Below are 14403 nucleotides of genomic sequence, written 5' to 3' on the forward strand. Positions count from 1 at the left end.
ATTGAATATTTGATGATTAATTTTTTCTTAATTTCACTCCACCATAACTAGTAGAAATATTAATGGTAGCTCCACTATTTTTTTGACCTCGATACCCTTGATAATCTTTGCGGGAGTTTTCTTTACTCTTTTTCATAATACTAATGTCGTCATCAAGGTTGATACCGCCATATGATGTTTTAATGACAAAGTCAAAATTCAGACTATTGCTATACCCTATATTAACACCTGTGTAATCAGTTCTTATCGTTACATTTTTAGTTGTAGATTCTAAATTTTCAATATCAATGGAACCGTAATCGGTGTTGATATTTATACTATTACTTACGTTGCCAATATTTGTATCCAGATAGTCTCCATTCCCTTTAAATATACCGACATTTTCAACTTTTAGACTTCCGTAATCACAGTTGTAATTTAGTTCCTTAACTGACATTATCTTAGATTTGGTATAATCAGCATTGAGTAGTATTTCGCCACCTTTTTCTAAGGTGAAATCAGAATAATCAGCGTTGATTTTTCCGTTTTTCATGTATTTTATAGTACTATTATTTGTATAATCTATACTGATATTATTGTCATTACCTAATAATTCGCCAACAATGATCTGTCCATAATCACAGTTGATTTTTGCATTACCTTTAATTTTATCAACTGTAATACTGCCATAATCATTGTTAAGGTTTATGTTGTTGGTAGCAGGAACTTTTACTGTGTAATTAATCTCTAGTTTTAAATTATTTCCTCCCCAACCATCAGAAAATTTTGACCACCAGGATTTTCCATTTTTATCAAAAGTAGTTCTTGCGCTCACTAGTTGTGAAGTAGCTTCGAAAATAACATCTATACTTTCTAATTTTTTTATTACTTTTTCTTCATCATTTCCATTAACTTTTATATTAATTTCCATAACAATCCTATCCTGATCCCAAGAAGTAATATCTAGATTTCCATAGTCATTACTAATTTTTAATAAAGCATCACTGTTTACTGAAAACTCTTTTTTAATTGACTTTTCTTTGGTATACTTTCCTTTCTTTCTAACATCTCCATTTCCAAGCGATATCGCGGGAACTAGAAATAGTAAGCATATTATTTTATAGTATATTGGTTTCATTTTCTGATAATTTTAATTTGTTGACATTGTTAATTTTTTCTAATACTTCTTCTAGCAGTGAAGCACGTTTCTGAAAGTTCTTAATCATCGCGCTGATTACTCTTTTGTCATTACTGCTTTCTACTAGATCTTTTTTTAGAATTTCATAACTAGATTCTAATTTTTCCAATTGTTTCATTGCATCAGTAACTAATTCAGTTGTTTCTGCAGATGAATTTTTGTCTATTTCTTCCAGTTGAGTTTTAATTGCAACTGTAAAGAAATTTTGGGTTTCTTCCATTTGTGGAGAAACACTTGCTAAATCAGCATTCTCATTGTCCCTAAAAATAGGAGCTACCGATACCAAGCCTATGAGTATTGCAATAGAGGCGGCTATAGCCAATGGCTTGATCCAATTTCGCTTCTTAGGTTGTAATGTAACTACTTTGTTTTGATCCTGTAGTTTTTCTAGAAAGCGTATTTTATGATCAGCTGATGGTTCGTATACATCAAGTTGATTTTCCATGCGTTCAAATAATTTCTCTATTTCATCTTCGGTTTTCATGCAACTAGTAATTTTTTTCGTAAACTTTCTTTCGCGCGAGAAATAAGTGTACGACAGTTAGAATATGATATATTCAAAATTTCACAAATCTCCTCATAATCATATCCTTCTATTAAGTGTAATGATAATGCAGTGCTATAACTTTCTTTTAATTCTTTTAACGTATTTAAAACTGCATTTGCTTTAACACTAGTTAAATCTTCTCTTACAACCCCTTCTGTTTCATCTGTAAGTGCATATTCTACGGTTTCTAAAGGGACCTCACCATAAATATTACGCTTACGAGATATTGTAAGACTCGAATTAACAACTATTTTTTTTAACCAAGCTCCAAACAATTTACTATCCTCTAGCATTGATAGCTTTGTGAATGCTGTTAAGAAAGCTTCCTGCATTACGTCTTCAGCTTCTGCAGAATCTTTTATAATCCTATAGGCACTATTATACATGGCTTTATAGTATCGATTATAAATTTCCATCTGCGCTCCCTGATCACATTTGCGGCATCTTTCTACCAGTTGCTCGGTATTTAGTTTGGTTAGTGTCAAAAACTTCAGTTTACTTTATATAAAGATATGGATAGATACGTTTTGTTACAGTTTTAAAAATATTTTTTCGAAGTTTATGGCATAACAATTGAATTATCTAAGTAGAATCAACTATAAATAGCTTATTTTGTTATTGTTATTGATTCTAAAATCAGTTTTATTAAATTTTTAAAGAATGTTGTTTTGACTTAATGACAAAATGACTTTGATATATACTTATGACGAAATCCAAATTAACAACTCTTGACAGTTTGTCATTACAAGGAATAAATGAAGATGCAGAATTAATACCTTTAATGACTCCTGAAGATGAAGAGGAAATAGATAAAGAAGACTTACCCGATACACTTCCTATATTACCACTAAGAAATACGGTGTTGTTTCCTGGTGTTGTAATTCCGATTACTGCTGGGCGTGATAAATCGATTAAACTTCTTAACGAAGCTAATAATGGTAATAAAACTATTGGTGTAGTTTCTCAAAAAGAAGAAGATGTGGAAAACCCTACATCAAAAGATATAAATAAAGTAGGAGTAGTGGCTAGAATCTTAAGGGTTCTTAAGATGCCTGACGGAAATACTACAGTTATTTTACAAGGGAAAAAAAGATTTAAGATTGATGAAATCTTAGAAGAAGATCCTTACATAAGAGCGCGAGTAGTAGAAGTAAAGGAAAATAGGCCTTCTAAAGAGAATCAAGAATTTAATACAATCATTGATTCTATAAAAGAATTAGCATTAGAGATTATTAAAGAAAGCCCGAATATTCCTTCTGAAGCATCTTTTGCTATAAAGAATATAGAAAGTAATTCCTTTTTGATCAATTTTGTTTCTTCTAATCTTAATTTACCGGTTGATGAGAAACAAAAAATACTAGAAATAGATAGCATAAAAGATAGAGCGCTCGCTACACTGAAGTATATGAATCTAGAGTTTCAGAAATTGGAACTTAGAAATGATATTCAAAACAAGGTGCAGCATGATATGAGCCAACAACAGCGAGAGTATTTTCTTCATCAACAGATGAAAACTATTCAGGAAGAGCTTGGTGGAGTATCTCATGAAGATGAAATAGAAGAGATGCAGGCGCGCAGTAAGGATAAGAAGTGGGATGAAAATGTAAAGAAACATTTTGATAAAGAATTGTCCAAAATGCGTCGTATGAATCCGCAGGTAGCGGAATACTCTATTCAGAGAAATTATCTTGATCTATTTCTAGATTTGCCTTGGAATGAGTTTAGTCAGGATAAATTTGATCTTAAACGCGCAAAGAAAATTCTTGATCGCGATCATTATGGATTAGATGAAGTAAAAAAACGTATCATCGAGTATTTAGCAGTGCTAAAACTTCGTAATGATATGAAATCTCCGATATTATGTTTGTATGGACCTCCAGGAGTTGGTAAAACTTCTTTAGGAAAATCCATTGCAGAAGCATTGGGTAGAGAATATGTTCGTATTTCATTAGGAGGGTTGCGAGACGAGGCCGAGATTAGGGGGCATAGAAAAACGTATATCGGTGCAATGCCAGGTAGAATTGTTCAGAGTCTTAAAAAAGCAGGAACTAGTAATCCAGTATTTGTTCTAGATGAAATAGATAAACTCTCTGTTGGAAATCAAGGAGACCCTTCTTCTGCATTATTAGAAGTTTTAGATCCAGAACAAAACTCGGAGTTTCATGACAATTTCCTTGAAATGGGATTTGATCTTTCTAAAGTGATGTTTATAGCTACTTCTAATAGTCTTAATACAATACAACCTGCATTACGTGATCGTATGGAGATTATTAATGTAACTGGATATACGATTGAAGAAAAAGTAGAAATAGCAAAACAACATTTACTTCCAAAACAGTTGGTAGAACATGGATTGGATAAGTCACATCTTAAAATAGGGAAAGCTCAATTAGAAAAGATTGTAGAAGGTTATACTAGAGAATCAGGGGTAAGAGGCTTAGAAAAGCAGATAGCTAAAATGGTGCGATATGCTGCTAAGAACATTGCAATGGAAGATTTATACAATGTTAAGGTTAGCAATGAAGATGTTTTAGAAGTACTTGGAGTTCCTAGATTAGAGCGAGACAAATATGAAAACAATGAAGTAGCAGGTGTAGTTACAGGTTTAGCTTGGACGAGCGTAGGAGGTGATATTTTGTTTATAGAATCCATTCTTTCTAAAGGAAAAGGAAATCTTACAATTACCGGAAATTTAGGTAAAGTGATGAAAGAATCTGCCACTATTGCTATGGAATATATTAAGGCAAATGCAGACATACTGGGAATTAATCAGGATATTTTTAGTAATTATAATGTTCATATTCATGTTCCAGAAGGAGCAACTCCCAAAGATGGACCAAGTGCGGGTATAACGATGTTAACTTCATTAGTATCTTTATTCACACAAAGAAAGGTGAAAAAGAGCATCGCAATGACTGGAGAGATTACACTAAGAGGTAAAGTATTGCCAGTGGGAGGAATAAAAGAAAAAATTCTAGCTGCAAAAAGAGCCCATATCAAAGAAATTTTACTTTGTGAAGATAATAAAAGAGATATCGAAGAAATAAAATCGGAATATCTTAAAGGATTGAAATTTCATTACGTAAAAGAAATGAGTGAAGTATTAGAATTAGCATTGACTAAAAGCAAGGTTAAAAATGCTAAAAAACTATAGTCAATTGATTGATTATAGTTTTATTACAAATTTTTAAATTAAAATAGGAAAACGTTTATTTGGTTTTTTCAGAATAAATACTGAGAAATTATCCGTAGCTAACGTATTATCTAGATGATCTGTTGGGTTTTAAAAATCCAACAGATCTTTTTTTTAATTTTAAAATAGAATATGGATCTAAGTGATATAACTAGTATACTTTATTGTATATATGAATCTAATAATTAAGATCAATACCTCAATTTATGTTTTATTTTTTTTAGATACTTAAGCGCTTGAATCTATTGATTTTATTGCATGTTTCTAGTTTTTAGATAATTACTTATAAAAAAAACAGAAAAAAAGTGTAACAAAATTTATCAACGTTCGTCATATAGATGTAAACAGTAGAGAAATCAACGATATCTTTTACTAGATCAGGAAAAGTTGAATTGATACTAAAAAGGGGGTTCATCCTGATACATCTTAGGATGAGTGCTTTTTAAAATAGAGTATTATGTTTTAACCGGAAATCAAAAAACGAGATTTACTTTACTAATAATTACAAGTTCGAACAATATTTTTTTGAGCGTTTATCCTGATACTACTTGGGATGAGCGCTTTTCTTATTTTAGCGGTAAATCTACCATTTTCTTTCACTTTTTTTGAGGTTTACACACAGCTATAAGTTGTTTAAATGTCTTACTTTTAACTTATAAACCAGACTTTATTTTGAAACTCATGTTTTCTTTGACCAACGAGTATATTACACATGAAAAATCTCTTAAATCTAAAGTTAGATCTTGAACTTATGGAAAAGCGTAATGAGTGTCTTTGATAATAAGTTCACTTTCTAAAAAGTTTTGGTAGACGGGATTGTTAAAAGCAATCCCGTTTTTTTTATTATATATTCCTATAAGCTAAAAAATATCATTAATCTTGCATACTATGAATATAGTATCCGATATAAAGACCCAAAGATTAGCTATAAAGCTCAAGCCTTCTGCAGAAAAGATGGTGAAGAGGGGACATCCTTGGATTTTTGAAAACAGTATTCTTAAGCAAAATACAAAAGGAAATGCCGGTGACTTAGCTATTATATACGATCATAAAAAGAATACAATATTGGCTATAGGGTTATATGATCCACACTCTCCGATCAGGATTAAACTTATCCAGTTTAAAAAAGCAGCACAGATTAATAGTGACTGGTTTAGTAATAGAATACAAGAAGCTTATGCTGTAAGGAAGCCTTTACTAAAAACTGATACTAATAGCTATAGACTATTGTTTGGTGAGAATGATCAAATGCCTGGTTTTATAGCGGATGTTTATGATACAGTTTTGGTCATAAAATTATATTCTCATATTTGGTTTCCATACCTTAATTGGATAATTCCTCATTTAATTAAGCAATCTTGCTGCAAAACAGGTGTGGTTAGATTAAGCAGATCTTTACAAAACGTAGGAGAAACATATAACTTAGAGGATGGCAAGGTAATTTATGGAAATCTGGAAAATGAAGTGGTTGTTTTTAAGGAACATGGCGTCCTATTTTCTGCTAATGTGATTAAAGGACATAAAACGGGATACTTTCTGGATCATCGACATAATCGTAAACGAGTAGGGGATCTATCTAAAGGAAAAACAGTATTAGATGTGTTCTCATATGCTGGTGGATTTTCTATTCATGCTTTAGCTGGTGAAGCAAAAGAAGTTATAAGCTTGGATATTAGTAAGCAAGCATTAGAAATGGCGAAAGATAATGCTTCTTTAAATAAACATTCTGGAAATCATAATATTATGGTTGCAGATGCTTTTGAAGGTTTGCAGGGGTTAATTCTTCAGAAAAAGAAATTTGATATTGTGGTGATTGATCCACCATCTTTTGCGAAAAGAGAAAGTGAAATTATTAAAGCCAAAAATAGTTATGCCAGATTAGCTAAGCTTGGAGCACAATTGGTGAAAACTCAAGGGATTTTAGTTTTAGCTTCCTGTTCATCAAGAGTAGTAGCAGAAGAGTTTTTTGAAATTTGTGAAGAAAATATTTCTAATGCTGGAAGAAGGTTTAAACTATTGGATAAAACATATCACGATATTGATCATCCTATCACTTTTCCGGAAGGTGCATATCTGAAATGTGGATATTATCAACTAGACCAGAATAAAGTATATAAATAATAAATCTGAGCCAATTTGAAGTGTAATTCATTTACGTATGATGTACTTTAATCAATATTGACTCAGATTATTATATTTTTATTAATGCTTTCCAAAAACGTGAATTTTTGCACGATTTCTAGATAGGTTTTTAGTATCATAGAAAAAAGTAATATCTCTTATAATTCGTTTATTACCTTTTAGATCAATAAGTCTTGTTGCTCCACCTTTTTTAATTTTTTTTCTAACTTGAATAACTTGCTTTTCACCATTACCATATTCTACCACAATTCTATGCATGTTTAATGAACCATTAGTAACTTTTACTTTTAACTTTTTAAATACACCGTCTAGAGCAGTTACTTTTATGACATCACGATCTATCTTATAGTTTACGGTTCTAGAACCTAAATGTTCCCATTTTGCAATGTAGGATGTAAAGCTACTTCCTACTAAAAAGATAATGATTAAGAATGGTAATGCTATTTTTTGTATTTCTATATTTTTCATAGTACAGTGTTTTAATGTTTTGTAATAAGACTTGATAAACTAAAAAAGGTTTAATCATAAATACTTTTTAGTTATTTTTAAAGTGAATTTTTGGATAAAGAAAAACCACATACATTGATTGTATGTGGTTTTGAATAATTTGATTAAGTTTTACTATTTAATATAATATGTTTAAAGCTGTTTTATCCGTATCTGTAAATTCACCATCTTCATTAGGACCAAAACATGCTAGCATTAAAGAATCTGCAAATGCCGAAATGGGTGTACCAGGAATCCAGATAGCAGGTGGTTCTGCAGGTAATGGACCTGTATAACCACAACTTTGACGATTATACCAGTCTTGATGTCTTAGTCCAAGACAATGACCAATTTCATGACCTATTACATGTTCATTAACATTGGTAGTAAATGCATCTGTTCCAGAATTTATTCTTATCCATTTGTATGGTTCACCTTGAGCATTAGGAAAGCCTGCGCTTCCACCAGCAGCAGCATTGTTTACTTTATAAACTACAATGTCTGCTGGACCGAAGTTTGTGCCAAATGTTAGATTGAAATTAAGTGTATTAGGTAGCGCATTATAATTGTTAACTGCCCAGCTTAGTGCCGTTTGCATTTTTGAAGTTAACGCAAAACTACCACCAGTATACCCAAGAATATCAATGTCTCTATTAACAGGAGATACTATGTTTACATCTCTATATTGTTTGTCTCCACCATCCAAAGGTTTTAATGCTGGGTATGAGTTCAAGTCCGATACAGGAACCAAAATATCTCCAGACACAAGGTATTTATAAGTTTTTCCATCTAAATTGGTAATGTCTTCTATGGAAACATCATCAATGTTTATCCCCATACTGAATAATTTATCAAGCTGTTCTTTAGTGGGTTCTTGAACAATTCCCTGTACTTCTTCAGTAACTTCTTTTTTTTGACAAGAGAATGTAATTGCCAGGATAATTGCGCAAAGTGCAAGTAATTTAATTTTTTTCATTGTAATATATTTAGTTATGGTTAATTATCAATACTGTTTACTAAGGAGGGATATTCTGTCACTAACCTTTCAATAAAGGCAGTAATAGAAATAGTTTTAGAATAGGAACATAATTAATGTATAGAACTATACATTTTTTTATTGTTTTCAAAAGTAAGACGAAATAATAAGTAGAAAAAGGGGTGTAAAACCCTTATCATTGGGTTAATCCCCTTTATTTTTTAATTGGAACAAGAAAAGAATGGAAAATTATAAGTTTCTAATGGCAAATTTTAGTGAAAAGAATCAATGAGTCATTCAACTTTAATATAATTTTCGGACTGTGTGTGATGTCCTTTTTCGTCAACGGTGATTTGCTGATAAGAATTTTTATCCATGACGAGTTCAAATTTAAAAACTTGAGTGGTATCTACAATTTTCATCATTGGACCTGAAGCATATTCTAGTCTTTCTTCTAGTATGTTACCTTTGATCGTAAAAGATCCATATCCAAACCATTCATTGCTATCAGTAGGATCAAATCGGGTCCACATTACTTTTCCTTTACTATACATTTTTACTTGCCGATATCCATTGGTATTAAAAATAGTATCAGAAATATGGTTGTCTTCATATAAGAATTGATGCTGTAGTTCCCACACGCCCTCAAGGTTATAGACATCAATTGGGGTATTAACATAAGTGTTGTCTATTGCAGTGGTAGAAAATAAGCCGAGGAGAATTAATACAAATATTTTCATGATTGTGTAATTTAAGTTTTGAACATTAATAAGTTACAAAAATTTTGTGAGATTCGTTTGTTTTGAAATGGCTTTATAATTTCTTTGGGAGTGATTGTGAATAAGAATTTGATAACATACAAGACCCACTAATAAAAGCAGTAATCATATAAAGTAAATTTGAAACTTGATAATATAGAGGAATGGTTTTTAATATTTATAATTAAAAACATATTCTAGCTTGAAAACGAGGATATAATATGACTGAATATGTGTTATTAACTGATGATCAAACCTATTTTGTAGAATATCTTATAGGAGAATTGATTTTATCTAATAGTATCAGTGAAGCGATGAAGTTTAATGATGAACATTTAGCATTGAAATTTAAGCAAATGCTTCATAGTTCTTGTAAATTAACTACCAGTGTAAATACATATATAGGTTAATACCTGTTTTATAATTATAATTACTTAGTTTGAAAATATTATATGGAGTTCCTGGAGAGGGAATGGGACATGCAACAAGAGCAAAAGTAATTCTTACCCATTTAGCTAAAAATCACGAAATAAGAATTGTATCTAGTGATCGGGCATATCAATTTCTTCAGAAAGTATTTCCGGATCAGACGTATGAAATAAAAGGATTTCATTTTTCATATAAAGATGGAGTAGTGTCTAGATCTAAAACATCCGTGGATATAATAAAGAACGCACCGGAAAACCTAATAACAAATTTAAAAAAACACAAAGATCTCCATGATGATTTTAAACCAGATATCGTCATATCCGATTTTGAATCCTTTACATATTTATATGCTAAGTATCATAGGATTCCTATAATAAGTATAGATAATATGCAGATCATTGATCGTGGTAAAATAGATGTCAAGATACCTGAGTCAGAAAAATTGAATTACAAGATTGCAAAAGCGGTGGTAAAAGCAAAACTTCCGAATTGCAATCAATATTTGATATCCTCTTTTTTTAATACTAAAGTAAAGAAGAAGAATAGTAGTTTAATTCCGCCAATAATTAGAAAAGAAATTCTGAATGCTAAGCGAGAGATAAAGAATCATATATTAATTTATCAATCGTCTAATAGTGAAAAAACAATAATAAACCTTTTAAACAAGCTTCCTGAGGAGAATTTCTTGTTATACGGTTTTAATAAAGAACAAGTTCATAGGAATGTATCGTTGAAGAAATTTAGTGAGACTGAATTTATTGATAATTTTAGAACTGCTAAAGCCGTTTTCTGTAATGGAGGATATTCGTTTATAAGTGAAGCATTGTTCTTGAATAAGCCTATCTGTACTGTTCCCATTAAAAATCAATTTGAACAATATCTAAATAGCGCTTATATAGAAAAATTGGAATATGGAAAAATGCTTAAAGATTTTGAATTGGATGGAATACAGGATTTTTTGAATAACCTGCCGAAATTTCAAAAGAAGATAAAGGAATACCAACAGAAGGATAATAGTTTGTTATTTAATATATTAGACAATGAATTGATAAGTTTTACGAAAAAAAAATAATTATCGAAGACAAAAAAAGGGATGAGTCTAAGTACTCATCCCTTTTTGTTAGAAGTTATCTTATCTTAATTCGATGATAACATCGCAAAGAATTTGTCTAAATTTGGTAATAATACGATTCTTGTACGTCTATTAATAGCCATATTTTCTTCAGTATCATTTTCAACTAAAGGTTGGTAGCTACTTCTTCCTGATGCTATTAACTTAGCAGGATCTACATTATACTTCTTCTGTAATAATCTAGTTATAGAAGTTGCTCTTTTAACACTTAAATCCCAGTTATCTTCTAATGCAGGAGTGCTAATTGTTCTCGGATCAGTATGACCTTCGATCATAACATCAAGACTAGGCTCAGAATTAATTACCTGCGCTAGTTTTTCTAAAACATCATTCGCTTTGTTACTTACTCTATAGCTTCCGCTGTTAAATAACATTTTATCGGATATGGAAATCATAACTACCGTATTGTCTATATCGATAGAAATATCTTCATCTTCTTTCAAACTGTCATCTAAAGAACTTTTTAGATTATGAGAAACAGCAAGATTCATAGAATCTTCAAGGGTTCTAGCTCCCTGAAGCTTTTCTGGATCTACTTGAGCTAATGTTTCTTTCATCCTCTCTTTAGTGTTGTTTGAAATTACGGCAAGGTTATCAACCATTACCATTTTCTCATCATTAGATTCTCTTAATGAATTAATTTTCGAATTATAATCCGCCACTCTAGCTTCGATTTTCGCAAATTTAGATTCTAATTCTTCCTTTTCTACAGTGGTTTTCTGTAACGTACTTCGGGTATTATTTAAATCAGTCTCTAGCGCTAGATACTTCTTTTTAGATACGCAAGAGGTAGTCATTAAAGCTCCCGATAATACGATTAGTGTGAATACTTTTTTCATGGTTATTTAATTAATCTTTTATACGTAACTAAAACTACTTGTTGTGCGTTTTATTATATTTTCACCTACTAAACTTTTCATATCGAATTCTTAAAAATTGTTAAAAAAAATTGTTAAAATTAGTATACCGTACTATTTTTACGGTAAATTTATCGCTCGGTTATCATTAACAAACTGAATAATAATACTTTAATATTTTTTCTGGTATGATTGAAAAATTCTTATTCGAAATTAATTTTTTTTATGGTTGTAACGATATTAAAAATGCATCGTCTTATTATAAAACAAAATATCCTGAATCAATTTTACTTTAAATTTAAAAATTTTTGAAAGTTCATGTTTTTGAATAAAAGAAAATTATTCCTATTGGGAATTTTAGTTTGTGTTGTATCTATAAATATATCTGCACAACTAGTTGGAAATAAAGATGATAAGTTATTGTTGGGGTATAAGACGATAGTATTAGATGGCGCCATTACATACTTACCAATATATAAGGTGAATCAAGAAAGTATCATTGCCAGGATTAATTCCGATAAGATACTTGAGTCCAAAGATTTTAGCTCTGTGTATGAGGAAGACTGGAGTAATACGGTGTTTAATGTTTTTTGGCTAAAAAAATCGATAAATCCTTTCGTATTACATTTTGAGGATGAAGTTTTCTCATCACCCGTAGAACATAAAATGGTTGTTACTTCTAGATATGGTTGGAGGAGAGGTAGACCGCATCAGGGAATCGATATAGATCTTAAAACCGGTGATAATGTAAGAACATTGCTTAGCGGAAAAGTTCGATATGCCAGACGTCATGGAGGTCACGGAAGAACTGTTGTAATTCGTCACGATAATGGTTTAGAAACTGTTTATGCACATCTCTCTAAATATTTGGTAGAAGAAAATGATACAGTAGAAAAAGGTCAAATTATTGGTAAAGGAGGCGTATCAGGTAATGCCAGAGGTAGTCATCTTCACTTAGAAGTAAGATATAAGGGTAAAAGTATACATCCTGAGTATCTTTTCGAGTTTAATCAAGAGACCAAAGTTAGATCCAAAGATATTGCAGTAACCAAAAAATGGATGTCCCCAAGATCACACCGGTCTACTAGAAAAAGTAAAATTGTGGTTCAAACAAATATTGAAGAAATCACAAATGAAACACCTACTAAAAGTGTATATATAGTTAAGAGAGGAGACACTTTACATGGGATAGCAAGAAAACACGATATCGAAGTATCCGAAATATGTAAAATAAATGAAATTAGATACAACTCGGTTCTTAATGTAGGACAGGAAATAGTAATTTACTAGTTGCTAATTTCTTACGTGCTTGTGTATCATTTCTAATAAAATATTTTTATCGTAAGGTTTTAATATATAGTCATTTAAACCAGCTCGCATAATCTGTCTATTTAACTGAGTGACATCAACTGCAGTTAATGCAATGACAGGAGTTTTATCATCAAATTCTCTAATTCTTTTTGTAGTACCTATGCCGTTAAGTTTTGGCATATTGATATCCATAAGAATAATATCATAAGAATTATCTTTTGCCAACTCTATAGCATCAAAACCGTTGTCTATAGTAGTGCATTCAAAATTTTCTTTGGAAAGAATTTTATCTGCAACCAACAAATTCAATTTATTATCATCAACGATTAGCACTTTTTGCTTATCACCACTACCTGTTATTTGACTAGCTTTATCGTTAGGGTTGATTGTTTCCAGATCTACAACAAAAGCATATTCAGATCCGGCCTGAGAATTATTTTGCAATATGATTTCGCCATTTAAAGATTTAGCAAGTCTTTTAACTATAGTAGAATTAACACTAGTTCCTAGATATGATTTTTTAACATTTTCAATACCTATAAACTCTTGATATATAGATTTTTCATCTTCTTCGGAGACTTCATTTCCATCATGTGTTACCTTAAACGAAATATGATTAACATTCCCTTTTTTATTGATAAGATGAACTGAGAAAAGAACATTTCCATTCCTAGTAAACCTAAGAGCATTACTAATGAGATTCATTAATACCTGAGAAAGAATAGCGGGATTGCCATTTAGTATTTCAGGTAAATCAGGATCAAACTCTAGATCTAATGAGTTGTCACTATTTTCAATCGCATAACTAAAAGAATTTATGATGTTTTGAGTTAACTCCTTTAGGTTAAAAGGCTTTTTGATGGGTGTAATTTCTTCGGATTCTAAAACATTAATCTGAAGAACATTGTTAATGAGCGTTAATAAGTAGTCTCCGGAAAATTTTAATGATTTAAGGTTCTTATTACTTTCCAATTCCGGGTGTTCATTAACCAGAATATTCGTTAAACCCATAATTCCGTATAATGGTATTCTTAATTCCTGGCTAAGAGAAGAAATAAATTCTTGATTGATTTGAGCTTTCTTTTCGGTAGAATTAAGTAAAGAATTCAACTCATTGTTCTTGTTATTGAGTTGGTTACTCAATGCAAAACATCGATAACCTAAATAAATAATCCCTAAGACAAGTAGAATTCCGACGATGTAATAAATCATTTGAAATATTTTATGACAAAATAAGAGATATCGGATTTATCTTACAAGTTTGAAACCGTATTTTTTTGGTAAATAGAGTTTTTTTGTGTTTTTAACTTAATAAATAGCTAGTTTGGTTGAGTTTTTGATTAGTAATAATAAAAAAAAGTAAGGGATTGATTATCTTTAGCGACTATATGGATA

At 30.8% G+C, this 14403-nt stretch carries 13 protein-coding genes; 5 read left to right on the forward strand and 8 right to left on the reverse strand.

What is annotated here, in order from left to right; genetic code table 11:
* Positions 1-16: 16 nt before the first annotated feature.
* The 3 genes from Q0910_RS12850 to Q0910_RS12860 are packed head-to-tail and all read right to left on the reverse strand — an operon-like array spanning position 17 to position 2209.
* Positions 17-1117 (reverse strand): DUF4097 family beta strand repeat-containing protein, encoded by a 1101-nt coding sequence (locus Q0910_RS12850; protein WP_299217010.1) that lies wholly within the window; start codon positions 1115-1117, stop codon positions 17-19.
* Positions 1098-1661 (reverse strand): hypothetical protein, encoded by a 564-nt coding sequence (locus Q0910_RS12855; RefSeq protein ID WP_299217014.1) that lies wholly within the window; start codon positions 1659-1661, stop codon positions 1098-1100. Before Q0910_RS12855 ends, Q0910_RS12850 begins: the two co-directional genes overlap by 20 nt.
* The gene (locus Q0910_RS12860) at positions 1658-2209 is read right to left on the reverse strand and encodes a sigma-70 family RNA polymerase sigma factor (protein ID WP_299217016.1); all 552 of its coding nucleotides are present in this window, start codon (positions 2207-2209) and stop codon (positions 1658-1660) included. The genes Q0910_RS12855 and Q0910_RS12860 overlap by 4 nt, the downstream gene beginning before the upstream one ends.
* A gap of 218 nt (positions 2210-2427) precedes the next feature.
* Between Q0910_RS12860 and lon the strand changes: the two genes are divergently transcribed.
* Entirely contained in the window at positions 2428-4878 is a 2451-nt protein-coding gene (gene lon, locus Q0910_RS12865; RefSeq protein WP_299217019.1) for an endopeptidase La, read from the forward strand.
* Positions 4879-5805: 927 nt separating this feature from the next.
* On the forward strand, positions 5806-7038 hold the full coding sequence (locus Q0910_RS12870) for a class I SAM-dependent rRNA methyltransferase (protein ID WP_299217021.1): 1233 nt from the start codon (positions 5806-5808) through the stop codon (positions 7036-7038).
* Between the two features lie 81 nt (positions 7039-7119).
* On the opposite strand, the gene Q0910_RS12875 is transcribed toward Q0910_RS12870, so the two are convergent.
* The 3 genes from Q0910_RS12875 to Q0910_RS12885 form a co-directional block, all read right to left on the reverse strand.
* Positions 7120-7527 (reverse strand): DUF2541 family protein, encoded by a 408-nt coding sequence (locus Q0910_RS12875; RefSeq protein ID WP_299217023.1) that lies wholly within the window; start codon positions 7525-7527, stop codon positions 7120-7122.
* A gap of 157 nt (positions 7528-7684) precedes the next feature.
* Entirely contained in the window at positions 7685-8521 is an 837-nt protein-coding gene (locus Q0910_RS12880) for a M57 family metalloprotease (RefSeq protein WP_299217026.1), read from the reverse strand.
* 293 nt (positions 8522-8814) lie between these two features.
* Complete coding sequence (locus Q0910_RS12885) at positions 8815-9261, reverse strand: hypothetical protein (RefSeq protein ID WP_299217029.1); 447 nt, start codon at positions 9259-9261, stop codon at positions 8815-8817.
* Positions 9262-9500: 239 nt separating this feature from the next.
* Between Q0910_RS12885 and Q0910_RS12890 the strand changes: the two genes are divergently transcribed.
* Together Q0910_RS12890 and Q0910_RS12895 are read left to right on the forward strand one after the other, a co-directional pair.
* Positions 9501-9689 (forward strand): hypothetical protein, encoded by a 189-nt coding sequence (locus tag Q0910_RS12890; protein ID WP_299217032.1) that lies wholly within the window; start codon positions 9501-9503, stop codon positions 9687-9689.
* A gap of 29 nt (positions 9690-9718) precedes the next feature.
* On the forward strand, positions 9719-10780 hold the full coding sequence (locus Q0910_RS12895) for an MJ1255/VC2487 family glycosyltransferase (RefSeq protein ID WP_299217035.1): 1062 nt from the start codon (positions 9719-9721) through the stop codon (positions 10778-10780).
* Positions 10781-10845: 65 nt separating this feature from the next.
* On the opposite strand, the gene Q0910_RS12900 is transcribed toward Q0910_RS12895, so the two are convergent.
* Positions 10846-11679 (reverse strand): OmpA family protein, encoded by an 834-nt coding sequence (locus Q0910_RS12900; protein WP_299217040.1) that lies wholly within the window; start codon positions 11677-11679, stop codon positions 10846-10848.
* A gap of 342 nt (positions 11680-12021) precedes the next feature.
* Between Q0910_RS12900 and Q0910_RS12905 the strand changes: the two genes are divergently transcribed.
* Positions 12022-12987, forward strand: a complete 966-nt coding sequence (locus Q0910_RS12905) for a M23 family metallopeptidase (RefSeq protein WP_299217044.1) — start codon at positions 12022-12024, stop codon at positions 12985-12987.
* 3 nt (positions 12988-12990) lie between these two features.
* Here Q0910_RS12905 and Q0910_RS12910 read toward each other — a convergent pair whose 3' ends face one another.
* The gene (locus Q0910_RS12910) at positions 12991-14220 is read right to left on the reverse strand and encodes a response regulator (RefSeq protein ID WP_299217047.1); all 1230 of its coding nucleotides are present in this window, start codon (positions 14218-14220) and stop codon (positions 12991-12993) included.
* Positions 14221-14403 lie beyond the last annotated feature (183 nt).

The organism is uncultured Aquimarina sp. (assembly GCF_947495315.1).
Classification (GTDB): Bacteria; Bacteroidota; Bacteroidia; order Flavobacteriales; family Flavobacteriaceae; genus Aquimarina.